This window comes from Thiothrix winogradskyi, from assembly GCF_021650935.1.
Taxonomy (GTDB): domain Bacteria; phylum Pseudomonadota; class Gammaproteobacteria; order Thiotrichales; family Thiotrichaceae; genus Thiothrix; species Thiothrix winogradskyi.
The window spans coordinates 2,128,349-2,150,389 of record NZ_CP091244.1 but is presented as its reverse complement, the minus strand read 5'-3'; the positions used below and the strand labels follow the sequence as shown (position 1 = coordinate 2,150,389).

Here is a 22,041-nt window from a genome sequence, read left to right as displayed (position 1 = left end):
TTACCTCCCGCGAGCAGCACTCCAAACAATCGCCGCTGCTACTATCAAAGCTGCCCCGATCAGAATGCCGACATGATCGGGATTGCTGACAAAATGCACGAAGGCTTCCCATGCGTGGAAATCAGCGTGCTCTCCCGGATGCGCCATGACCGTTGTGCTGGCAAACATCACACCCAATACCATCCAGTTACGTTTCATTATGTCTTTTCCTCTGCTTGCTTAACGGACTTTGACAGTCGCCATTTCCTGACCGTCAGGACTCATCACGTGGGTTGAACACGCCAAGCACGGGTCGAAACTGTGCAGGGTACGCAGGATTTCCAGCGGCTGATCGGCGACTTCCACTTTGGTATTCATCAGCGCGGCTTCAAACGCCCCGATATTGCCCGCCGGGTCACGCGGCGAACCGTTCCAAGTGGTTGGAACCACGCATTGGTAGTTCTTGATCTTGGTGTCCTCGATGACGATCCAGTGACCCAGTGCGCCACGCGGTGCTTCGGTAAAACCCACACCTTTGGTAGATTTCGGCCAAGTGGAGGGTTCCCACTTGTCGATATTGGCAGTGGAAGAATCACCCGCTTTGATATTCGCCATGAGTTTGTCTTGGAAGTAACGCATTTTGTGCGCAGCCCACGACGCTTCCAACCCCCGTGCCGCCGTGCGTCCCAGCGTAGAGAACAAAGCATCAAACGGTAAGCCAAGCGTGGAAAGCAGCTTATCCACTGGTTCTTTGAACTCTGGATTGCCTTGCACGTAACCGATGATGTAACGCGACAAGGGGCCGACTTCCATCGCATGACCTTTCCAGCGTGGTGCTTTGATCCACGAATATTTGGCGGCTTCGTCAATAGATTCGATCGCGGTGCGTGTACCTTTGGTGTTGGCCCCCAGCGCGAAATTCGGCTCGGTAATGCCATCCCACGGGTGCAAGCCTTTGCTTTCGTCAGGGTATTTGTACCAAGAGTGGGTAACGAATTCCTGAATCTGGTCAGGTGCACGCAGGTCAATCTCGTGGATTTCATTGAAGTTGCCATTGATGATGGCACCGCGTGGCATCAGCAGGTTACTGGCAGAATAGTCATTGGCACGGTCGGGAATATCGCCATACGACATCACCGATTTGGAAGACAAACCTCCGCCATACAGCCAACTCTTGTAGAACGAGGCAATCGCAATCAGGTCAGGGATATAGACCTGATCAACGAACTCAATGGTCTGGTCGATAATGCTGGAAATCAGGTTGAGGCGCTCAATATTGATCGCCCCCACCGCACCAGTGTCATGCACATTGATCGCACACGGCATCCCGCCCACCAGCCAGTTCGGGTGGGGGTTCTTGCCACCATAAACGGTGTGGATCTTGACGATTTCCTTCTGGAAATCCAGCGCCTCCAGATAATGCGTGACTGCCATCAGGTTAGCTTCCGGCGGCAGCTTGTACGCCGGGTTGCCCCAGTAACCGTTCATGAACGGCCCCAGTTGCCCCGATTCCACGAATTTCTTGATGCGGTTCTGGATGTCGCGGAAATAGCCGGGGGAAGAACGCGGCCAACTGGAAATGCTTTGTGCCAAATCCGAGGTTGCCTTGGGGTCAGCATTCAGTGCCGACACCACATCCACCCAGTCGAGTGCGTGCAAATGGTAGAAATGCACCAGATGGTCATGCACCTGCAAACACAACTGCATGATATTGCGGATGGAATTGGCATTTTCAGGAATCTGGATACCCAAAGCATCTTCCACCGCACGGCAGGAAGTCAGCGCATGAGTGCCGGTGCAAACCCCGCATATCCGCTCAGTAAACGCCCAAGCATCACGCGGGTCACGCCCCCGCAAAATCACTTCCAGCCCGCGCCACATCGTGCCGGTGGAAACCGCATTGCGGATCACATTGTTGTCGTCAAGATTGACCTCGCAACGCATGTGACCTTCGATGCGCGTTACCGGGTCGACCACCACGCGCCGCCCGCTGTTATCCAGATTGAAACCGTTGGGTGTATTGATTGCGCCCATTATTGCTCACCTCCCTTGTCTTTACGCTGCGCATGTTTGACGGCACTGACCGCAGCATGTGCGGCAATCGCTGCTCCGACTACGCCAGCCACGCCCATGCCAATTTGGTCAGCGTTGGATTCCACTCCGAATTGTTTAATGTCAGTCAAGCGGTCATAGAAGCTGCCTTTATCCCAGAAACCGTCTTCGGAACAGCCAATGCAGCCATGCCCGGACTGGATCGGGAACGACACCCCGCCATTCCAGCGCACCGTCGAGCAAGCGTTATAGGTGGTCGGACCTTTGCAACCAACTTTGTAGAGGCAATACCCTTTGCGAGCGGCTTCGTCGTCCCACTGTTCCACGAACTGCCCCGCGTCGAAGTGCGGGCGGCGGTAGCATTTGTCGTGGATGCGTTGCCCGTAGAACATTTTCGGGCGACCCTGACGGTCAAGTTCCGGCAAACGATCGAAGGTGAGCATGTAGGCAATCACCCCGGTCATGACTTCGGCAATTGGCGGGCAACCGGGCACTTTGATGATCGGCTTGTCGAAAATGACCTTGTGTACCGGCGTAGCGCGGGTCGGATTCGGCGCGGCGGCTTGCACGCAGCCCCATGATGCACACGAACCCCAGGAAATGATCGCCTTGCAGTCCTTGGCAACGTGGCGCAGCTTTTCCACAAACGGCTTGCCGGACTGGATGCAGAACATGCCGTCTTCGTTCAAGGGCGGGTTGCCTTCCACCGCGAGGATGTAATTGCCCTTGTATTTGGTCATAATTTCATCAAGAATGGCTTCGGCTTGATGCCCTGCGGCGGCCATCAGCGTGTCGTCGTAATCGAGGGAAATCATCGACAGCACCACGTCTTTGGCAAGCGGGTGTGCGGAACGGATGAAGGATTCCGAGCAACAGGTACATTCCAAGCCATGCAACCACAGGACGGGAGTGCGCGGTTTGGTTTCCATTGCTTCGGCAATTTTGGGTGCAAAGGCTGGCCCCAGCCCCAGAGCGGCGGCAGTCAGGCTACAGAATTTCAGGAAGCTACGACGGGTGATGCCTTGGCGGCGCATCACGTCGTAAAAGGTTTCTAGTTCAGGCATTGGCTCCTCCCACCTGTGTTTTGTATTTACCAGCGGTAATGACAAACGGTGTGCAAGGGGCGTGCCACTTTCTCAAAGCACTGTTTTTAAGGGATTTTATTGTTTTTGTGGTTTGACAATGGAAAGAAGGTTTACAACTTTCCATTGCTAGCTGGAAACCTTCTTTTAGCTAAAGCTGAGATCAACCGTCAGCGGATCGGGCATCGCTTCAAACGCGCCTTGCACATCGTCCGCCGTCACGCCTTCTGGCAAACCCAGTTTGAGGTGGGCGTAGAACATCAGCTCGCTGGACATGGGCGCAGCGCGTTGTTCGCTTTCCAGCTCTTCGATATTGACGTTGAGAGCGGCGAGTTCGCGGGTAATGTCGTGAATAATGCCGGGGCGGTCGTGACCTAGCAGTTCCAGTGTCAGCGGGGTAATAGTGCGAGGGACGGCTGCGTCGCTGTGTATTACCAGAATTTGTAAGCCGCCGGTTTGCAAGGTTTGTAGCACTTGTTTCAGATCGACAAGGTGTTCTTGTGGCAGCGTGACATGAGCAAGCCCGGCGAACTGTCCGGCAAGGTGAACCATGCGGCTTTCCTGCCAGTTGCCATGATGGGCTTTGACGGCTTCGGCAATGGAATTAACCAGACCTGCACGGTCAGGGCCAAGAACAGTCAGTACCAGTGAGGATTGCATGGGGACTCCTTATTGCAGTTGTAATGGGAGGATTGTAACAGGTCAGTGCGCCGTACAAACCATGCATGGGTCAAATCTACCGATCAGAACTGTGTTGGTCATCACTAAAAATCCCTAGTCATACGTCAGATAACCTACCTGTTTTTCATCCATCCATGAGTGGACATTAAGAATAGACAGCGGTCATGCAGGTGTAGACCTGGCATGAGAACCATCACAAAACACAATATGTTGTGTTTTTTTCAAAAAATCACACTTGATATTGTTATAAGCCATCTATATCCTTCGCCTTATGACAAAAGAAGTTACACGTCACATTAACCCCACAGTTGAGCGCGTTCTCTGGGCCAAGGCTGGCGGGCGCTGCCAGTTCAAGGGTTGTAATCGCCTCTTGTATCACTCTGCTGTCACACTGGAAGCTGTGAACATTTCAGAGAAAGCACATATTTACTCCTTCTCCGAAGATGGCCCTCGCGGATGGAGTGACATTCTAAGGCGCAAGCCAGACCAGCTAAACAATATTGATAACCTGATGCTCATGTGTCATGACTGCCACAAAACAATAGATCAGGACAAAGATGGCTCTAAGTACTCCGCAGACTTATTGAGGGGATGGAAAACCGAGCATGAACTGCGGATAAAGATTGTCACAGGTATCGACCCTAAAAATAAAACCCATGTGGTTTTCTATGGTGCAAATATCGGTGATCAGAAATCACCACTTCAAAAAGACGAGACTTATCAGGCCATTTTTCCTCATCGTTACCCAGCCGAAGAAAACCCCATCATGTTATCCATGTCTAGCTCTCATAAAGACAAGGATGAGCCTTACTGGGGAACAGAACAACAGCATCTGCAACGTATCTTCCAGCAACGCATTGAACATAGGATTGAAGAGAACTCCCCAGCTCACTTTACAGTTTTTGCTTTAGCCCCCATGCCATTGCTGATCCAGCTTGGCGCATTGTTTACTGACAAAATCTCAGTAGATGTTCGGCAACCAATACGTGAACCAAAAACATGGGAATGGCAAGCAGAACCGGAGTTATTCCACTTCATTGTCACTGAACCTACCACCAATCATAAGAATCCCGTGCTGATCATGTCATTGACCGCAAAGATCGACCATAGCCGGGTGACAGCCATTATGGGTGAAGACATTGATATTTGGGAGATAGCGACAGAAGCAGCAGACCAACACAATGATTTTATTCGTGCTGCTAACCAACTGTCCTTGTTCAGACAAGAGATGCGCAAGCTCATTGGCAAGATTTCTAGCCATGCCGGAAACTCAACACCACTACATGTTTTCCCTGCCATGCCAGTGTCATGTTCAATTGAAATGGGGCGAATACGGATGCCGAAAGCAGATATGCCTTGGGTGATCTACGACCAGAACAATACAGCAGGAAAATTCATCACATCCCTTGTCATACAGGAACAGTAAATGCCGACAAACAAAGAAGACCTGATTCTGACTCACTTGGTTGAGTTATTGGAACTCCCCGATTCTGCCTACGAAAAAGCGAAAGATCGTTATGAAGATTTAGGTGAATGGCTTGGACGTGATGCGTCCTTAGTAACAAACAACGATGTTCATGTTTTTCCGCAAGGGTCGTTTAGACTGGGAACAGCAATCAAACCCTTAAGCGATAACGAGCAATATGATCTGGACTTGGCTTGTAATCTGCGAAAAGGCATTGCCGCTTCAACACACACTCAGGAATATTTAAAGACCCTGATTGGCTGTGAACTAGAAGGCTATCGTAATGCCAGACATATCCAAGCGCCATTAGAGCCTAAACATCGGTGCTGGAGATTAGAATATGCAGATGGCTTACGCTTCCACATGGATATTGTTCCTTGTATACCTGAAACATCCACTCAGATAACCGCCATATTCGATTCAATCAGAAATTTTGGTATGGACAAAGACCTTGCCGAAAAAGTAGCGGCATTTGCTGTAGGAATCACGGATGATCGCCGGGAGGATTTCAAGAGAATAAGTCTTGACTGGTTAATCAGCAATCCAGAGGGCTATGCAAAGTGGTTTGCTAGTCGGATGCGAGTCTCCAAAGATGGCCGGATTGTTTTTGACAAGGCACAGGTTGACGATCTTCCTTTGTATAAACGAAAAAAACCGCTACAGCGTGTAATCCAGCTACTGAAACGCCACCGGGACAAAATGTTTGAAAGAAACTCGGATAGCAAGCCTATTTCTGTCATTATTACAACGATTGCAGGACATGCTTGTACTGGTAGTGAATCAATCAAACAGACCATGACGGAAGCACTTCAGTCTTTGAATGCATTTGCCAACTCTGGCAAAACCGAGTTATTGAATCCTGTTAATCCGGTAGAAAACTTTGCCGACCGTTGGACTATGCCAGAATGTGCAGAACTACGCCTGAAAGAAAACTTTGCACTTTGGGTTAAAGAAGCAACACGCGATTTTCGTTTCCTTGCCACCAACACTGACCCTGATCAGCTTGTTGAAATGGCAAAACTGCGGCTTTCTGTAACACCATCCAAAGATGCTTTATCGAAGGTATTAGGCATCAATACTGTTGCATCATTTCCGTATGTATCGACCCCGCGCAATGTGCCACAGCCAAAGGCAAAGCCTTGGCTTGATGAGGAGTAAGTTTGTTGAGAGTCATCGGGCTTGATGCCTTTTTAGATCAACATCCTTTCATGTCGCTTGTGCCACAGGTAAAAACAGAGGCTACCTTGCTTGAGGGTAAGCTGCATTTTCACTGGACGCACGATGATCAATATGAAGTCAAAGGCTTTTATGAGCTGAAAATCACTATACCAGCCGCATACCCAACAACATTGTCACTCGTGGAAGAAATTGGTGGGCAAATTCCCCGGAATGGCGACTTCCACATAAACGAAGATGGTTCGTTTTGCTTGGGGTCTACGCTACGACTCCAATTGGCATTGCGGGAGTCGGCTGATTTCAATACGTTTTCGGAGAAGTTCCTGATCCCGTTTCTGTATGCTCTATCAGTGAAACAACAATACGGGATAGACTTCATTTTCGGGCAGCTACCACATGGCAGTGAGGGTGAGCTACTCGACTACCGGGATATTCTGGGAGTCAACACGTATGAGCAAGTGGTGAAAGCACTCGAACTACTCGCTTTAAGGAAACGGGTAGCTAACAAGCGACAATGCCCGTGCCTTTGTGGTCATTTGCTGGGAAAATGCCGTTTTCACCTGACATTGAATGGTTTGAGGAAAACGCTTTCTCGACAGCAGTTCAGGACGTTGCATAAGAGACTAAATGCTGAAGTAATGAGTAATTCGCCACCTTACAAAACCCTCAACCTCCCCGCCGCCACCCGGCAATCCGTCCGCATCAACAAAAAGCAGTTGCTGGAAAATGCCGACCTTTCAGCGACTGACCGCAAACATATCCAGCAGGACATCGACACCCTGGAGTGGCGGCATGTGTTGAAAGCGGGTACGTGCGACATCCCGTGCTATCAGGATGAGGAGCGCGATTACAGCGAACTGCACCTGATCCACGTCGTACTCAAATCCCCCGCCCACGTTAAACGGTTGGGGGAAGTGCTGCAACATGCTATCCAGTACCCGTTGCTACTGGTGTTTGAATATGCAGGGCAGATTTGCCTCCAGATGGCGGATAAGCGCATCAACCATGCTGACACTGCCCGCCTGATGGTGGAAACGATCCATGACAGCGGTTGGCTGAATGTCACAGAACCGGATACTGCCACACAAGGTTTATTGCAAGCTCTCCGCTTTGATGTTTGTGACCAGCAGCACTTGTACGCATTCTGGCAATGCCTCATTGACAAGCTTGCAGACTAGAAACGGCACGTCATACCGGGCATTATGCTACCAATAATCTGCTGTGGAGCGTGTAATGGAAAACTTGCTGACCAATCCTGACTTGCTTGCTGAAGTTCGCCAGCTCATTGAATCTGCTAAAAACCAAGCCATTGCCACCGTCAATAGCGAGCTGACCCTAATGTATTGGCGTATCGGGCAACGTATCAACACTGAAATACTTGGCGGCGAACGAGCAGAGTACGGTGAACGCCTAATTCCAGTACTATCCACCCAATTGACCCACGAATACGGGAGGGGATTTGCCGAGAAAAACTTACGGCGAATGATGCAGTTTGCTGAAGTGTTTACGGATGAACAGATTGTCGCAACACTGTCACGACAATTGAGTTGGAGCCACTTCACGCTGTTGTTGCCACTCAAACAACCACTACAACGTGAGTTTTACGCTGAAATGTGTCGGGTGGAACGCTGGAGTGTCCGCGCTCTACGTCAGCGGATTGACTCTATGCTGTATGAACGCACGGCGCTATCGCGCAAACCGGACGAACTGATCTCACAAGAACTGGCAACCCTGCGTGACAGCGAAAAGGTTTCCCCCGATTTGCTACTTCGTGACCCGTATATGCTCGACTTCCTCGGCTTACAGGACACTTTTTTAGAGGCCGATCTCGAAAGTGCCATCATCCGCGAAATGGAACGATTCTTACTGGAATTGGGAGTAGGCTTCAGCTTTCTGGCACGGCAAAAGCGTATCCAGTTGGACGGTGATGATTTCTACCTAGACCTGTTGTTCTATAACCGCAAACTCAAACGCTTGGTTGCCATTGAACTCAAAATCGGTGACTTCAAAGCCGAATACAAAGGGCAGATGGAGCTTTACCTGCGCTGGCTGGACAAGTTTGACCGCGAACCGGATGAAAAGCCCCCTCTAGGCATCATCCTATGCACAGGCAAAAAAGCTGAACAAATTGAATTATTGGAATTAGATAAGTCTGGAATCCACGTTGCCGAATACCTGACTGAATTACCTGACCGTGAATTATTGGCACAACGCCTGCTTCTTTCCATCGAATGCGCCAAGTCGCAAATTGGGCAACGTCACCTACCTGATTCAGCCCAACCAGAAGACCAACAACCATGAAAAACCAAAATAACGTGAGATTTGACTAATGGGTTTGAGGAGTTTGTAGGGCAGTAGTAAGCACTTCACCCATTCGACTCAGTGCGCCGTACAAACCATGCACGGGTCAAACGACCGCACAATATGCTGCACACTCACCGGTTCCGTCTCACCCGCGCGAATCGGCACATTCACCAGCGCCTGTTCCAACGCCCCCGGCATCCCCTCCCGATCACGCGGGGAAAAATTCCAACTGGTCGGCGCAACAATCTGGTAGTTGAGGATATGCTTATTGCGCACTGTCACCCAATGCCCAAGGCTACCTCGCGCTGCTTCCACCAACCCCACCCCGCTGGCATCAGCAGGCAATTGAGCAGGCTGGAAAAACGCTTCACCGGGTTGGATGCTTTTAATCCATTGCTCCATTTGCGGCACAACTAGCGCCAGTTCCAGTAAGCGAGCAATCACGCGGTTTTGCACATTGCCACCGGATTGGGCGACAAGAGCGCGAATCAGCGGATGCCCATCCACCATTTGCCGAGCCAGTGCGCCGGTTTCAACCACTTCCCCGGCGAGACGCGGAGCCTTGTTCCAGCTATACGCATCGGTCTTGTCGTAGTTTGGCAAGGTCACGCCTTGACTGGGATGCAACGGTTCGTCACTGCCGCTCATCCAGCTTGCGTGCAAATCTTCGCGGATTTGCTCGAAAGGAATGGCTTGCACACTGCCCGTCTCTGGCTGCCACACGCCTTGCGCAAACAGATGATACGCGCCGTAGCTCATGAAACGATCTGTTGCCCGCCCCAACTTATCCAGTTGCAGCGCGTTAGCGATGTGCAGGAAATGGCGGAAATCGCTGCTGTGTGGCGCGGCTTGTCCCCGCCAATTTTCTAGGGCTGCAACCGAATCGAGCGCTGCGACAACTTCCAACGTATCGCCAAACAGCGTGGTTTCCAGAAAGCGTCGAAATTGCTGCACGATGGCCAACAAGCGCACTTTTTCGCGGCTGTCGACGCCCTTGCTCACGCCCCCCAGTTGCAGGTTGAGGGTATGCGGCCAGTGTCCGCCCAGCGTTCCCATCAGGTGCAGGAAGGCGGCACGCGCAGGCAGTACGTCGCGGCTTGCCGTACCTTTGATGGCGGTGAAACGCTCGGCAGTCGCGGCATACCAGCTTTCCCCTGCGTACACAGCACGGGCAAAATCCGGCATAAAAAACAGGTAGAAATGGGTCAGGTGGTCGGCAAGATTTTCACACGCCAGCAGCAGGTTGAGGCAATGCTGCCCGTTGGGTGGCGCGGTGACATTTGCCATATCCGCCAGCGCGTAAGCCGCCGCCACCGATTGCGAGACGGAACAAATGCCGCAAATGCGCGGGGTAATAATCAGCGCATCGTCGGGTGTTTTACCTTGCAGAATTTGCTCGAAACCACGATACATCGGCACACGCACCCATGCTTCACGCACGCGATCTGTGTCCATATCGAGCTGGATTTCGAGGTCGCCTTCAACGCGGTTGAAAGGGCCGATGAGGGTGCGGGTTGAGTTCATTGATGTGCCTGCCACAAACGCATAAAAAAACGGCGGCACAATCACTCGCACCGCCGTCTGTATCAATCCGTCATGCGCGGATAGCTTACTTGCCTACCATCGCTTCGCATTCAGTAATCAAATCATCCAATACTTTAACAGCGGTTTTAGCTTCTGCTTTGATTTCTTTCAGGAAGTCCAGCTCACTTTTGCTCACAGCGCCATCTTTCAGCACCAGTTCGCGCAGCATGTTGACTTCTTTGATGCTGATGTGTCCATCAGCTAATACAAAGCCTTTCGCTACTTTACGCCATTCTGCCATGATAAATACTCCTGTTTTAGCTTGATTTTCAATGCTTTAGTTACCGGATAAGGCTAACACGTGTGCTCATCCGCACGAAGATTATGCTTTATCTACTGATACGACACAAATTAGCCTATTTTTTACGCCCCGGTTGCACCACAATGTGATCCGCCTGCGCATTTTCCCGCACTCGCTTCGGAGTTGCCGCTTTCGACAAGGAAGCCAGTGCCACGAACCACGCTTTCGGCATATCGGTCGGCAAACCAATCGGAATCCCCGCGATGTTCGGCGTATGCAGAAACGGATGCCCCGGCTCTTCAAATTCCGGCGCAGTGCAATTGATGCAGGCGTAACCCGCGCGGGTACACGAACCCTGCCCATTCCATAGGCGCAAATTGCAATCGGCGTGTGCCTGCGTGCCCAAACACCCCAGATGTTCCATCATGCAACCAAGGTCGGAAGGCTTTTCCGCACTCGCCTTGTATTCGTAATACTCATTGCGCGAACAGCCGTGGTGCGCCAAATGATCACTGTAAAAACGCGGGCGAGCAAAAGCGTCGAGTTCGTCAAGCTGCATTCCCTGCAATGCCAACAGCATCAAGGTTTCAGTAATCCAACCCGGATGCGTCGGGCAACCTGCCACATTGATCACCGGCAAACCGGAACGGGCGCGGTAGTCCTTACCCAATGCACCCCCCAACAAATGCCCGTCGTACTGCAAGCCGCACGCATCCGTAGGATTACAACCCGCCGCCGTAATACCCCCAAACGCCGCGCACGTACCAATCGCCAACGTGTATTCTGCTTTATCCGCCAACCGTTGCACCCAATGCAACATCGCAGTATCCGTCCCCGCCAGTCGATGGAATGCCCCCGTACCATTGGGGCCGCGCAGAATCGAACCTTCCACACACAACACATCCAACGTTTGTGAACCCTCCACCAGCCGTTCCAGCAAGGCGATAACCTCCGCACCACTCGCCTCACTCAAGGATGGATGCCACAGCAATTCCACCCCCGCATTCGCCAGCGTATCCAACAAACCGGGGCTTTCCGCGCACAGCAGCGACATGGTGCAACCACCACACCCACCGGATTGCAACCACAGAATATTCATGATGTGCCTCCCTCAGAAGAAACCCCTCCCAGCCTCCCCTTATCAGGGGAGGAGCGAAGAGGTGCAACACGTTCTTGTCCCTCCCCTGATAAGGGGAGGTTAGGAGGGGTTTCTTTCCCCAGATTCACCGGCAACCGCACCGTAAACTCCGCCCCGCCATTCGGATGATTCCGTACCAGCAACTTGCCGCCATGTTCCGCAATAATCCCGTAGCTGATCGACAGCCCCAACCCCGTACCCTGTCCGATCGGTTTGGTGGTGAAAAACGGGTCGAACACCCTCACCAGATTACCCGGTGCAATCCCCGCCCCTTCATCATGAATGCTGAGTACCGCCTCATTACCATCCTGCTTGCCGACGATGTACAAATGCGGCTTGAGGGAATGTTGCATCGCATCCAGCGCGTTCTGCACCAGATTGATAATGACTTGCTGAATTTGCCCCGGAATGCCATCCAACCACAATTCGTCAGGCAAGTCGTAGACGATTTCCAGATCCAAACGACTGCCTTTCACTACCCAGCGCACCGAGGTTTTCAGCACATGCAGCAAATCAAAACGCACCGTCTTGTCGGTCTGGTTGGAGGAAAAACTGCGCAAATCACGCACAATATCACTGACCCGTTCCGCACCTTCCAGCGTACCGCCGACCAGCGAATCCATGTCTTGCAGGATGTGGTCGATGCGTAATTGCTGGCGCAGGCTTTGCAATTGTTCGGGTGATTTTCCGGCGTGGATATTGTTCAGATAGTCGCGGATACGGCTGGCGTAACGCTGCATCGCGTGCATATTGGCGTAGACAAAACTGATCGGATTATTGAGTTCGTGCGCAACCCCTGCCACCAGCCGCCCCAAGGCCGCCATTTTTTCGGAACTGATCAGTTGTTGCTGAGCGTGTTGCAGTTCTTCATGCGCCTGATGCAAGGCACTGAACGCCTTGCGCAATTCCCCTACCGGACGACCGATCAGCACCATGCCTTCGATACGCCCGCGTGCATCGGTGCGTGACGTGCAATTCATTGCTAATGGCACGGCTTCATGCACGCCTTGCAAGGTGATTTCGCAATCGTGGATGGCGGTAGCGCGGATTTTTTGCTGGAAACTGTTCACCAACGGCATACATTCAGCGGTAAACAAGGACTGAAATGGCTGGTTGAGGAGTTCGGCGGAAGTCTTGCCGACAATGCGTTCCAGCGCGGTATTCACCCGCTGGATGCGCCCTTGGAAATCGCACACGATCAGCACGTCGGTCATGGCGGCTTCGATGCTGGTGATGAATTGCTGGGCTTCTTCCAGTGCGGTGTTTTTGCTTTCCAACTCCACCTGATAGTGCAACAGGTCGGCGTAAGTCTCGTCCATTTTGTGGATGACTTCGATCCATGCCTGTTCCTGCGTGGCAGTCAGGCTGAAATCAATCGTCGGTTCCAGCGATGCCATAGCGCTCCAGTTTATTGCGCAAGCCTACCCGCGACAGCCCCAGCTCATCAGCGGCGCGGCTTTTATTGCCATGATGCCGATCCAGTGCAGCGCGGACAATGTGTATTTCCAGTTCCTCGACCCGCTCTTTGAGTGTGCCGGGAATGTCGAACAGTGGGTGAAGCACGCCCTGTTCCGGTAACTCAACACGATGGCTGAACTGGATATGCGGGCTGAGTGCGGCAATATCCAACGTCGTACCCACTGCCATCACCAACATACGCTGCACTTCATTGTGCAATTCGCGCACATTGCCCGGCCAATCATAGGCTTGCAGCGCGTGCAAAGCTTGCGGGGTAAAGCCGCGTGCCGGTTTGCCCATGTGCTGGCTGGCACGTTGCAGCAAATAATTCGCCAGCGGCACAATATCCATGCGCCGTTCCCGTAACGGTGGCAAGCTGACCGTCAAACCCGCCAGCCGGTAATACAAATCTTCGCGAAAACGCCCCAAGCGTACTTCTTCCAGCAAGTCGCGATTGGTGGCCGCGATCACCCGCACATTCGCGTAACGCCGCTGGCTGCTGCCGACAGGTCTGAAACTGCCATCCTGCAATACCCGCAGCAATTTGATCTGGAACGCCGAACTGGTTTCACCAATTTCATCCAGAAAAATCGTGCCCTGATGCGCTTGTTCAAACAGACCGATGTGGTCAGCCACCGCCCCCGTAAAAGCACCACGTTTGTGCCCGAACAGCTCGCTTTCCAGCAAAGCATCGGGTAACGCACCGCAGTTTTCGACGATGAAAGCTTTGTCGGCACGATTGCTGTTGTAATGCACAGCACGCGCAAACAGTTCCTTGCCCGTACCGGATTCGCCGCTAATCAGCACCGACACATCATACGGGGCAACTTTTTCCACCAGTTGCAAAGCCGTATTCAGACCGCTATCAGGAGCGCGAACAATATTGTCGAGGTGGAAAGTGTTTTGCAGGCGGCGGCGCTGTTGCTGGGTACGTTCCAGCAAATGCTGTTCACTGAGTTTGAGTTCCAGCGCCAAGGCTGCGTTTTCACGCTGCAAGCGGTACAAACGCGCCGCATTACGCACCGTCAGCAACAGATTATCGGGATGCCACGGCTTAGAAATGTACTGGTAAATACCTGCCGTGTTCACGCCTTCGATAATGTCTTCTGGGTCGGTGTAACCAGAAATGATCATACGCACAATGTCGGGGTAGTCGGCTCGCACCCGGATGAGGAATTCCACCCCGGTCATTTCCGGCATCCGCTGATCCGCAAGAATCACCTGAATGTGCTGTTCTTCCAGCAACTCCAGTGCTTGGCTGGCACGCGAAGCGGTGTGTACCTCGAACTCCTCGCTGAGAATCCGCGCCATGCTTTCGACGGAACGGATTTCGTCATCCAACACCAATACAGCAGCGCGGATCTCGTTCATGGGCGTTGCTGTTGCAGCCAATCAATCCACGTATCCATGCCTTCGCCGCTGGTGGCGGAAACGTGCAGGATTTGGATGTCGGGTTTAACCCGCCGCGCATATTCCTCGCATTTCGCCACATCAAAGCGCAAGTAAGGCAACAGGTCGACCTTGTTGAGGATCATCAGATCAGCGGCGTGGAACATATCGGGGTATTTGATCGGCTTGTCTTCGCCTTCGGTGACGGAGAGGATCACGACCTTGTGCGCCTCACCCAGATCGAAAGCGGCGGGGCAAACCAGATTGCCAACGTTTTCGATGAACAGAATGCCGCCCTGTTCGATGGGCAGGGATTCGAGTGCGTGCCCGACCATGTGCGCGTCCAGATGACAACCTTTGCCGGTATTGATTTGCAGCGCAGGCACGCCGGTAGCACGGATGCGGTCGGCATCGTTGCTGGTTTGCTGGTCGCCTTCCACCACCGCCATTGGCACTTTGCCCTTGAGACGGGTGAGAGTTTCGGTCAGCAAAGTGGTTTTGCCGGAACCGGGGCTGGACACCAGATTGAGTGCAAGGATGGCGCGTTCGGCAAGCCATTGGCGGTTTTGCGCGGCGTATTGGTTGTTTTTGCCGAGGATGTCTTGCTCGATTTGCACCATCCGCGCTTGGGTCATGCCGGGAGCATGGGCGTGGGCAGCGCCTTGCCCGTAATCGTGGGTATGCCCGTGATGATGGTGATCGTGAGGATGGTCATGCGCAGGTTGTAACCCGCGAATCAATGCGTGGCGTTGAGGTTGACCTTCGATTTTGACTTCGCCTTCACCGCAGCCGCAGACAGTACACATTACTCTACCTCCAGTTCCTTGATACGCATTTCTTCCCCGCTGGTGACTTGTAGCTGGTAGCTGCCGCAGTGCGGGCAGGCATCGTAACGTTGTTGCACAGTCACGCTTTGGGAGCAGTTTAAACACCACGCTTGAGCGGGGACTTCGATAATTTCCAGTTTAGCCCCATCCGCCAACGAATGGCGAATCACGGCATCAAAACAGAAACGCATGGCTTCGATCTCTACCCCTGACATCGTGCCGATTTCCAGCCACACGGTTTTGACCTTAGTGAAATGCTGGCGTTTGGCCTCGGTTTCGAGGATTTGTAGCACGCCTTCGCACAGGGACATTTCATGCATGGTGAATCTCCAATTGGTAGGCAACGCAAGGGTCGAGTGCGGTAATCAGGGCTTGGGCTTGGCGGCGCAATTCCGCTTCATTGGGTGCTTGCAGACCGGATAGCATTTGGTACAGCGAGCCTTGCGGGTGGAAATTCCATTCGGTGGGGGCAACGATCTGATAGTGCTGGATCAAGCCATTGGCTTGCACAACGCGGTGGACGAGGAGACCACGAGCGGTCTGTTGCAGGGAAAGCCCAGTGGAAAAGTTGGGAGGAATTTCTCTCCCCAACTCCCACCAGCATTCCAGCATATCCAATACCCGTGCGATCAAGCGCGTCAGCAAGCCGCTGCCGTAATATTCACGCCAAACCTGCAAGGCTGGGTTATCCCATTGCCGCGTGAGGGAGGAGGTTTCACAGGCTTGCCCATCCACATCAGGTTCGGCACAGAAATCCTCAGCAGTAGGGGAAGCCAGCTTTGCCAGCCACCAATCAGTCTCCAAATCAGGCAGAAGATGTAATGTAACATTGCCCAATTCTTGCCAGCCATTAGCGCAGACTCTGGTCATCAAGTTGCCAACTTTGCCACGAATGGAAAGTTTCTTAACATCATGGCGAATGCAGTAATCCAGCCAGCGTTGGGTCGGCAAACCGAGCAAACGGGTTTCAAACCAGTGCTGGATGTCGTCCATTACTGCCGGATTAGGGACTTGCAACACTTCGCGTTTAAGCTTGAACAGGGCTTGCAGTTCATGGGCAGCCGGTGGCTCGTTGCCAAGTGCAGCAGGCCAATCTTGCGAAAGACGTAGCAGGTGTTCAAACAGGGTTTCGATACTTACTTGAAGATCACGTTGCTGCTCGGTTGCCGCATCCGCCGGTTTGCCTAACGCCTGTTCGCAAGCACGTACCGAGGCGACGGATTGCGCTGTGCCACACAAGCTGAACAGCATTCCGATGATTTGCGGAGCCGTATCGACAGATTTTCCTGCAAAAAAACGGGAATTCAGGCGCAAACGATTGGAGTGGATACGCAATGTCCTGACACAACACCTATCACCCTCCTTGGCATAACCCAAAGACAGCGATAATTGACCCACCAGATTACTCAATTGCGGCATAATGACTGAATACTTGGTTTCCAACCGAAACACATATTCCAGCTATATAAGCACATAGTGTGCCATCACGTAAACCGTACACCGTTGTGCAAACCCCAAGTTCAACGGTATTCCACCAAATCCGCTAACGCTTGGCGCAAACGCGGCGTCTGCTCGCCTGCACGGTAGCCAAACGTTACCAACACCGCGACACCGTATTGCTCAGCATCAATGCCCAGCAATGCCTCCACCCCTGCTTTGGAAAAACCCTCAATCGGGCAAGAATCAATCCCCAGACTCGCAGCCCCCGTCATCATGTTTGCCAGTGCGAGGTAGCACTGCTTGGCACTCCACGCAAACGTGTTCATGTAGGGCTTGATTTCGCTGGCATTGTGCGCGGCATAACGCTCCAGATAGACCGCTGATGCTTCCGCTGGCAAACCACGCCGCCCGAAAAGTCGCTGCACATAATCACTACCCGGCTCAACCGCTGCGGTTTTCGCCAAAATCACCACCACATGGCTACTCTCGGTAATTTGCGGCTGATTCCAGCACGCCTCCCGCAACTGCTCACGCAATGCCGGGGTTTGCACCACCACAAAATGCCAATGCTCCATCCCGAAAGACGACGGCGACAAACGCCCACATTCCAAAATCTGCTGGAACTCATCCGCTGGAATCTGACGGGCGGGATCAAATTTTTTACAGGCATGGCGGAAATTCATTGCTTGCATGAATGATTGCATGGTTAAAACTCCTTAACTTAAAACAGTGCGCTAAATGCGCTACAGTATAGCCACACCATCACTATCGAGAACAGGGAATAGACAATGATAACGGGATTGTTCAAGGGCTTTAGCTACGTGTTTAGCGGGCTGTCACTCATTACGCAGCAAGGCATTCGCCCGTTTGTGGTTGTGCCGCTACTGATCAACATTGTGATATTTTCCGGCGGTATCTGGCTGGCAACATCGCAACTTGATGCTTGGATGGCACGGCTATTACCAAGCTGGTTAACTTGGCTGGAATGGCTGCTATGGCCTGTGTTCGCCGTGCTGATTTTCTTCGCGGTATTTTACGTGTTTTCTATCGTCGCCAATATTCTTGCCGCGCCATTCAATTCGGTACTCGCCGAACGGGTCGAAGCGCGTCTCAATGGGCAGCCCATCCCTGAATTCGAGGGCTATAAAAGCCTGCCCGCACTGATTGTGCGCACCTTCCGCAGTGAACTTGGCAAGCTGTGGTATATGGGTAAATGGTTAATTTTACTGCTGATCATCACGGTGATTCCGGGCGTCAATATCATCGCGCCCATCGCATGGACGTTGTTTGGCGCATGGATGCTGGCGATTGAATACGCCGACTACCCAATGGGCAACCACAACCTATTTTTCAAGGATGAATTAATAGCGTTGAAAAAGCATCGCAGCGAAGCGCTTGGATTTGGCTGGCTGCTATCGTTGATGACCGCGATTCCGGTGGTGAATTTCTTTGCCATGCCCGTAGGCGTAGCGGGTGGCACAGCGTTTTGGGTGCGTAAACTCTCAGAACCCGTCTAACACTTCACGGGAACGTTCCATCTCACCAATAGGGGCGTAATAGCGCGTTTGTCCACGGTCATCACACACCCAAACTTCCTTCGCGCCTTTTGCCAGATAAAGCTGCACTTTCTCTTCCATTTCCGCTTTGGAATTGGAAGGGCTGGTGATTTCAACACAAATTTCGGGGGCAACCTTGTACGGCGTTTGGAAACCGTGTTCAGCAATAAACACATCAGATGCCCACGCCACATCCGCCACTTTCACCCCATCTGTGGTTTGAACAGAGCATTCCATAATCACTGTGCCACCACCCTTACCGCGCTCCAGCCGCGAGCCAATCAAATATTGCAACCGCCCGTGATTATTACTGGCTGGACTCATCAGAATTTTTCCCCATTTGTTCAGTTCAATCTTGAAAGGCAGATCCTGCAACAACGGGTTATCAATAACAGCTTGCCACTCCATGATATTTCCTCACTTAGCATTGGTCAGATGATGACTTGACTATGCCACCAATTCTTAGCGTTGAACAGCCAACCGTTCTTGCGTGGTCAACGCAATCTTATTCCGCAAGTAAACCGGCTGCGCAGCTTCTGGCGCGGCTGCTTTGCCTGCTTGCCAACCAGCCAGGGCTAAGGGCAACATAAATTCCGCCGCCGGTAACGATTCCGCATCCACGCCAGTCAATTTATCGCCAAACCGCGCCTGCAACACATCAGTGTAAGCCGACCAGCCATGCCCAATCGCAAACCAGCCTGCCGTTTCCGGCACTGGCGCATCCACCGGAGCGCACACTTGCTCGACACCCTGCAAGTGCATCAACCCATCCTGCAACGCATATTGCCCCCAATACACTTCGCCCATCCGCGCATCCAACGCCACTAATACTTGTGTTGCGCCGTGTTGCACATACGCCTGCTGCGCCAATGCCGCCAAAGTAGACAGCGCAATCACCGGCTTATTCGCCGCCATCGCCAAGCCTTGCGCCACACCCACACCAATACGAATCCCCGTAAACGCACCGGGGCCGCACCCGACCGCAAGCGCATCCACATCCGCCAAGCGCAAGCCCGCCGCCGCCAGCACGCTTTCCACCATCGGCAAAATCAATTGCGTGTGCGCTCTTGGGGTCAATTCAAATTCGCAGAACGTTGTACCATCTGCATACACAGCAGCAGAACAAGCTTCAGTCGAGGTATCAAGGGCTAGTAATTTCATTGGTATCTCTTACGCCCCCTGCGGGGGAAGGGTTGGGGATGGGGGGTATTTTATTAGCAAAAAACCGTTCAACAATTTCTAATTTTTGGGTACGTGGCATACGCGGCAAGCTATCGAGGAAAATTTTGCCATAACTGCGGGTACGCAAACGAATATCGCAAATCATCAGCACCCCGCGATCCTGCTGATCCCGAATCAAGCGCCCGACCCCTTGCTTCAAGGTAATCACCGCCTGCGGAATCTGGTATTCACCAAACGGATTGCCGCCACGCTTGCGGATGCTATCCAGCCGTGCTTCCGTCACCGGATCGTTAGGGGCAGCAAATGGCAGCTTATCAATAATCACGCAACTCAAGGCTTCACCGCGCACATCCACGCCTTCCCAGAAACTCGCCGTACCCAGCAATACCGCATTGCCCAATTCCCGAAAGCGCTCAATCATATCGCGCTGCGGTGATTCGCCTTGAATCAACAACGGATACTCAAAACGGTCTTGCAGCAATTCGGCCGCCTCATGCAAGGCCCGATAACTGGTAAACAACATAAACGTGCGCCCGCCACAGGCTTTAATCACCGGAATCGCCGCCTCCACCAAGGCTGACACAAAATCAGCATCTTGCGGTTCTGGCAAGTTAGGCGGTAAATACAGCAAGGAATTATGCCAATAATCAAACGGGCTATCCAATTGCAACGTGGTGGCGGTATCCAAGCCCATGCGCTGATTAAAATGCTCAAATGACTGCCCTACCGCCAACGTCGCCGAGGTCATTACCCAACTGCACGGCAATTCTTCCATGCATTTTTTGAAAGGAACCGACACGTCCAACGGGGTAGTAGTAATCACAAAACCACGGGTAAAGGTTTCAAACCATTGCACCGTATCCGGCGCGGGCGCGTGTACTCGTGCTAGCCGTGCTTGTTGTTCCAACAACCGTTCGTAGCACGACTGCAACCCCTTGCTGCGTTCGGCGGCGTGTTCCAGCAATGCCGCCAAATCGGTCATACTCACGTCAAGCGCTTGCAAATGTTGCACAATCGCGGGTTTATTACTGATGCGAATCCACGGCGCTCGCTGCCCAGGCGTATCCATTGCCAAGCGTAAATCCATCACCGCTTTTTCCAAATGATCCAGAAATTCACGAATCTGCGGCATATCGGAAGCATTTTCCAACGCCTCCACCAGCGTATCGCGTTTCCAATCGAACAATTGGCGGCTGCTAAACGTGTCGCTGAAAAATGCCGAGGCGATTTCTGGCAATTGATGCGCCTCATCCAACACTACCACATTCGCCAGTGGCAGCAATTCGCCAAAACCTTCTTCTTTGAGCGCCATATCCGCAAAAAACAGGTGGTGATTCACCACCACAATGTCGGCTTCCTGCGCTGCCCGCCGCGCTTTCACCACAAAGCACTCTTGGTAATCACCGCATTCCGCACCTAGGCAATTTTCGGTGGTGGATGTCACCCGCCCCCAAATTTCCGCATCGTGCGGCACGGCGGATAACTCGGCAATATCGCCGTGACTGGTTAATTCCGACCAATCACGAATCCGGTGCAACCATGTCACACTTTTACGATCCGGCAAACGACCTTCATCCAAGGTCGTTTTCAAACGGTGGGAACACAGGTAATTAGCACGCCCTTTGAGCAGGGCGGTTTTGACTGCACTTTTTAGCGCTTTGCGCACCAAGGGCAAATCTTTGTGGTAAAGCTGATCTTGCAGGGTTTTGCTGCCGGTGGAAATGATCACCCGCTCGTCGCACAATAAGGCGGGGGCGAGGTAAGCAAAGGTTTTGCCTACGCCAGTGCCTGCTTCAATCACCGCTGTGCCTTGCGTTTGCAGGGCTGCTTGTACCGCCTGCAACATGGCTTGCTGTTGCGGACGGGCTTGGAAGCCGTCAATCCATTGCGCAAACAGGCCAGACTCACCCAATAAATCACTTTGCTCCAACGGCATTGGTATCGTGCCAGAAGTGCTAATTGAGCTGCTCCTGATAGGTTTTGGCTTTGCTGAGCATATTGGCAGCTTGCTCACGGTTGCCTTGGCGTTCGTTGATCTTCGCCAGTTTTAACCATATATCGGGATTGTCGGACTCAATACGCAAGGCACGTTCAAGGGTATCCGCCGCTTTGTCGAGATTGCCACTGGCGGCTTCGGCATCCGCCGTTTTCATGAGGGCTTTGACAGCCGGGGAACTGGGATACACTTTAGGCGTTAACACTTCCACAGGTTCAGGGGCAGGCGGTGGGGCAGTACTAACCACCTCAGTTGGCGCAACAGATGCTGCGGGCTTCTTAGGGATAACCACTTCACTGCTACTGTTCAATGTGGGTGCTGGCATCGCCGGTTTTTCAGGTGGGATAGGTGTTGTAGCGCGTGGCGAAACCACAACACTACGCCCGGCGGCTACCCGGTCTTGCAAAACCATCGGATTAGGGGAACATGCTGACAACAATCCTGCCAATAAAACAGGTATACCGACGAAATAACGAGAATTGGGGGTCATG

22 protein-coding genes are annotated in these 22,041 nt (G+C 52.5%); 5 read left to right on the top strand and 17 right to left on the bottom strand.

Going from position 1 to position 22,041, the window contains the following annotated elements; translation table 11 throughout:
• From L2Y54_RS10990 to L2Y54_RS10975, 4 genes are all read right to left on the bottom strand, one after another.
• Positions 1 to 198 carry a hypothetical protein gene (locus L2Y54_RS10990; RefSeq protein WP_236501943.1) on the bottom strand — a complete coding sequence of 66 codons (198 nt, stop codon included), beginning with the start codon at positions 196 to 198 and terminating at the stop codon, positions 1 to 3.
• Positions 199 to 219: 21 nt separating this feature from the next.
• Positions 220 to 2,013, bottom strand: coding sequence for a nickel-dependent hydrogenase large subunit (locus L2Y54_RS10985; protein ID WP_236501941.1), 1,794 nt, complete (start codon positions 2,011 to 2,013; stop codon positions 220 to 222).
• A complete protein-coding gene (locus L2Y54_RS10980) occupies positions 2,013 to 3,095 on the bottom strand; it encodes a hydrogenase small subunit (protein ID WP_236501940.1) in 1,083 nt (360 codons plus the stop codon). The genes L2Y54_RS10985 and L2Y54_RS10980 overlap by 1 nt, the downstream gene beginning before the upstream one ends.
• Positions 3,096 to 3,260: 165 nt before the next feature.
• Positions 3,261 to 3,773, bottom strand: a complete 513-nt coding sequence (locus L2Y54_RS10975) for a glycine cleavage system transcriptional repressor (protein WP_236501939.1) — start codon at positions 3,771 to 3,773, stop codon at positions 3,261 to 3,263.
• Positions 3,774 to 4,065: 292 nt separating this feature from the next.
• Between L2Y54_RS10975 and L2Y54_RS10970 the strand changes: the two genes are divergently transcribed.
• From L2Y54_RS10970 to L2Y54_RS10955, 4 genes are read left to right on the top strand one after another with little or no spacing between them, the layout of a single operon-like run.
• Positions 4,066 to 5,220, top strand: a complete 1,155-nt coding sequence (locus L2Y54_RS10970) for an SAVED domain-containing protein (protein WP_236501938.1) — start codon at positions 4,066 to 4,068, stop codon at positions 5,218 to 5,220.
• On the top strand, positions 5,221 to 6,417 hold the full coding sequence (locus tag L2Y54_RS10965; RefSeq protein ID WP_236501937.1) for a nucleotidyltransferase domain-containing protein: 1,197 nt from the start codon (positions 5,221 to 5,223) through the stop codon (positions 6,415 to 6,417). It begins immediately after the preceding gene.
• Positions 6,418 to 6,419: 2 nt separating this feature from the next.
• Positions 6,420 to 7,613 carry a DUF4391 domain-containing protein gene (locus tag L2Y54_RS10960; protein WP_236501936.1) on the top strand — a complete coding sequence of 398 codons (1,194 nt, stop codon included), beginning with the start codon at positions 6,420 to 6,422 and terminating at the stop codon, positions 7,611 to 7,613.
• 55 nt (positions 7,614 to 7,668) lie between these two features.
• Positions 7,669 to 8,736 (top strand): PDDEXK nuclease domain-containing protein, encoded by a 1,068-nt coding sequence (locus L2Y54_RS10955; RefSeq protein WP_236501935.1) that lies wholly within the window; start codon positions 7,669 to 7,671, stop codon positions 8,734 to 8,736.
• Between the two features lie 78 nt (positions 8,737 to 8,814).
• Here the strand turns inward: L2Y54_RS10955 and L2Y54_RS10950 are convergent, their stop codons facing one another.
• The 9 genes from L2Y54_RS10950 to L2Y54_RS10910 all read right to left on the bottom strand — a co-directional run bounded on the left by L2Y54_RS10950 (position 8,815) and on the right by L2Y54_RS10910 (position 17,520).
• Positions 8,815 to 10,329 (bottom strand): nickel-dependent hydrogenase large subunit, encoded by a 1,515-nt coding sequence (locus L2Y54_RS10950; RefSeq protein WP_236501934.1) that lies wholly within the window; start codon positions 10,327 to 10,329, stop codon positions 8,815 to 8,817.
• Between the two features lie 19 nt (positions 10,330 to 10,348).
• Positions 10,349 to 10,564: a hypothetical protein gene (locus tag L2Y54_RS10945; RefSeq protein WP_236501932.1), complete on the bottom strand. Its 216-nt coding sequence runs from the start codon at positions 10,562 to 10,564 to the stop codon at positions 10,349 to 10,351.
• A 115-nt stretch (positions 10,565 to 10,679) separates the two neighbouring features.
• A complete protein-coding gene (locus tag L2Y54_RS10940; RefSeq protein WP_236501931.1) occupies positions 10,680 to 11,663 on the bottom strand; it encodes an NADH-quinone oxidoreductase subunit B family protein in 984 nt (327 codons plus the stop codon).
• Positions 11,660 to 13,099 (bottom strand): PAS domain-containing sensor histidine kinase, encoded by a 1,440-nt coding sequence (locus tag L2Y54_RS10935; protein WP_236501930.1) that lies wholly within the window; start codon positions 13,097 to 13,099, stop codon positions 11,660 to 11,662. Before L2Y54_RS10935 ends, L2Y54_RS10940 begins: the two co-directional genes overlap by 4 nt.
• Complete coding sequence (locus L2Y54_RS10930; protein ID WP_236501929.1) at positions 13,074 to 14,531, bottom strand: sigma-54-dependent transcriptional regulator; 1,458 nt, start codon at positions 14,529 to 14,531, stop codon at positions 13,074 to 13,076. Before L2Y54_RS10930 ends, L2Y54_RS10935 begins: the two co-directional genes overlap by 26 nt.
• A complete protein-coding gene (gene hypB / locus L2Y54_RS10925; protein ID WP_236501928.1) occupies positions 14,528 to 15,355 on the bottom strand; it encodes a hydrogenase nickel incorporation protein HypB in 828 nt (275 codons plus the stop codon). The genes L2Y54_RS10930 and hypB overlap by 4 nt, the downstream gene beginning before the upstream one ends.
• Entirely contained in the window at positions 15,355 to 15,696 is a 342-nt protein-coding gene (hypA, locus tag L2Y54_RS10920) for a hydrogenase maturation nickel metallochaperone HypA (protein WP_236501927.1), read from the bottom strand. Before hypA ends, hypB begins: the two co-directional genes overlap by 1 nt.
• The gene (locus tag L2Y54_RS10915) at positions 15,689 to 16,828 is read right to left on the bottom strand and encodes a nickel-dependent hydrogenase large subunit (protein WP_236501926.1); all 1,140 of its coding nucleotides are present in this window, start codon (positions 16,826 to 16,828) and stop codon (positions 15,689 to 15,691) included. The genes hypA and L2Y54_RS10915 overlap by 8 nt, the downstream gene beginning before the upstream one ends.
• A gap of 68 nt (positions 16,829 to 16,896) precedes the next feature.
• On the bottom strand, positions 16,897 to 17,520 hold the full coding sequence (locus tag L2Y54_RS10910) for an NAD(P)H-dependent oxidoreductase (protein ID WP_236501925.1): 624 nt from the start codon (positions 17,518 to 17,520) through the stop codon (positions 16,897 to 16,899).
• An 84-nt stretch (positions 17,521 to 17,604) separates the two neighbouring features.
• Between L2Y54_RS10910 and cysZ the strand changes: the two genes are divergently transcribed.
• Positions 17,605 to 18,333: a sulfate transporter CysZ gene (gene cysZ, locus L2Y54_RS10905; protein ID WP_236501924.1), complete on the top strand. Its 729-nt coding sequence runs from the start codon at positions 17,605 to 17,607 to the stop codon at positions 18,331 to 18,333.
• Here cysZ and L2Y54_RS10900 read toward each other — a convergent pair.
• The 4 genes from L2Y54_RS10900 to L2Y54_RS10885 are packed head-to-tail and all read right to left on the bottom strand — an operon-like array spanning position 18,319 to position 22,040.
• Positions 18,319 to 18,780, bottom strand: a complete 462-nt coding sequence (locus L2Y54_RS10900) for a Uma2 family endonuclease (RefSeq protein ID WP_236501923.1) — start codon at positions 18,778 to 18,780, stop codon at positions 18,319 to 18,321. The genes cysZ and L2Y54_RS10900 overlap by 15 nt on opposite strands.
• A 54-nt stretch (positions 18,781 to 18,834) precedes the next feature.
• A complete protein-coding gene (gene tsaB / locus L2Y54_RS10895; RefSeq protein ID WP_236501922.1) occupies positions 18,835 to 19,533 on the bottom strand; it encodes a tRNA (adenosine(37)-N6)-threonylcarbamoyltransferase complex dimerization subunit type 1 TsaB in 699 nt (232 codons plus the stop codon).
• On the bottom strand, positions 19,514 to 21,490 hold the full coding sequence (locus L2Y54_RS10890; protein WP_236501921.1) for a DNA repair helicase YoaA: 1,977 nt from the start codon (positions 21,488 to 21,490) through the stop codon (positions 19,514 to 19,516). Before L2Y54_RS10890 ends, tsaB begins: the two co-directional genes overlap by 20 nt.
• Positions 21,491 to 21,509: 19 nt before the next feature.
• Positions 21,510 to 22,040, bottom strand: coding sequence for a tetratricopeptide repeat protein (locus tag L2Y54_RS10885; protein WP_236501920.1), 531 nt, complete (start codon positions 22,038 to 22,040; stop codon positions 21,510 to 21,512).
• Position 22,041: the final 1 nt, after the last annotated feature.

Coding starts and splice junctions, on each gene's coding strand:
- hypB (WP_236501928.1), bottom strand. CDS start 15,355: ATGTGTACTGTCTGCGGCTGCGGTGAAGGCGAAGTCAAAATCGAAGGT.
- L2Y54_RS10940 (WP_236501931.1), bottom strand. CDS start 11,663: ATGAATATTCTGTGGTTGCAATCCGGTGGGTGTGGTGGTTGCACCATG.
- L2Y54_RS10975 (WP_236501939.1), bottom strand. CDS start 3,773: ATGCAATCCTCACTGGTACTGACTGTTCTTGGCCCTGACCGTGCAGGT.
- tsaB (WP_236501922.1), bottom strand. CDS start 19,533: ATGAAATTACTAGCCCTTGATACCTCGACTGAAGCTTGTTCTGCTGCT.
- L2Y54_RS10955 (WP_236501935.1), top strand. CDS start 7,669: ATGGAAAACTTGCTGACCAATCCTGACTTGCTTGCTGAAGTTCGCCAG.
- L2Y54_RS10965 (WP_236501937.1), top strand. CDS start 5,221: ATGCCGACAAACAAAGAAGACCTGATTCTGACTCACTTGGTTGAGTTA.
- L2Y54_RS10930 (WP_236501929.1), bottom strand. CDS start 14,531: ATGAACGAGATCCGCGCTGCTGTATTGGTGTTGGATGACGAAATCCGT.
- L2Y54_RS10935 (WP_236501930.1), bottom strand. CDS start 13,099: ATGGCATCGCTGGAACCGACGATTGATTTCAGCCTGACTGCCACGCAG.
- L2Y54_RS10910 (WP_236501925.1), bottom strand. CDS start 17,520: ATGCAATCATTCATGCAAGCAATGAATTTCCGCCATGCCTGTAAAAAA.
- L2Y54_RS10990 (WP_236501943.1), bottom strand. CDS start 198: ATGAAACGTAACTGGATGGTATTGGGTGTGATGTTTGCCAGCACAACG.
- L2Y54_RS10890 (WP_236501921.1), bottom strand. CDS start 21,490: ATGCCGTTGGAGCAAAGTGATTTATTGGGTGAGTCTGGCCTGTTTGCG.
- hypA (WP_236501927.1), bottom strand. CDS start 15,696: ATGCATGAAATGTCCCTGTGCGAAGGCGTGCTACAAATCCTCGAAACC.
- L2Y54_RS10980 (WP_236501940.1), bottom strand. CDS start 3,095: ATGCCTGAACTAGAAACCTTTTACGACGTGATGCGCCGCCAAGGCATC.
- L2Y54_RS10900 (WP_236501923.1), bottom strand. CDS start 18,780: ATGGAGTGGCAAGCTGTTATTGATAACCCGTTGTTGCAGGATCTGCCT.
- L2Y54_RS10945 (WP_236501932.1), bottom strand. CDS start 10,564: ATGGCAGAATGGCGTAAAGTAGCGAAAGGCTTTGTATTAGCTGATGGA.
- L2Y54_RS10970 (WP_236501938.1), top strand. CDS start 4,066: ATGACAAAAGAAGTTACACGTCACATTAACCCCACAGTTGAGCGCGTT.
- L2Y54_RS10985 (WP_236501941.1), bottom strand. CDS start 2,013: ATGGGCGCAATCAATACACCCAACGGTTTCAATCTGGATAACAGCGGG.
- L2Y54_RS10885 (WP_236501920.1), bottom strand. CDS start 22,040: ATGACCCCCAATTCTCGTTATTTCGTCGGTATACCTGTTTTATTGGCA.
- cysZ (WP_236501924.1), top strand. CDS start 17,605: ATGATAACGGGATTGTTCAAGGGCTTTAGCTACGTGTTTAGCGGGCTG.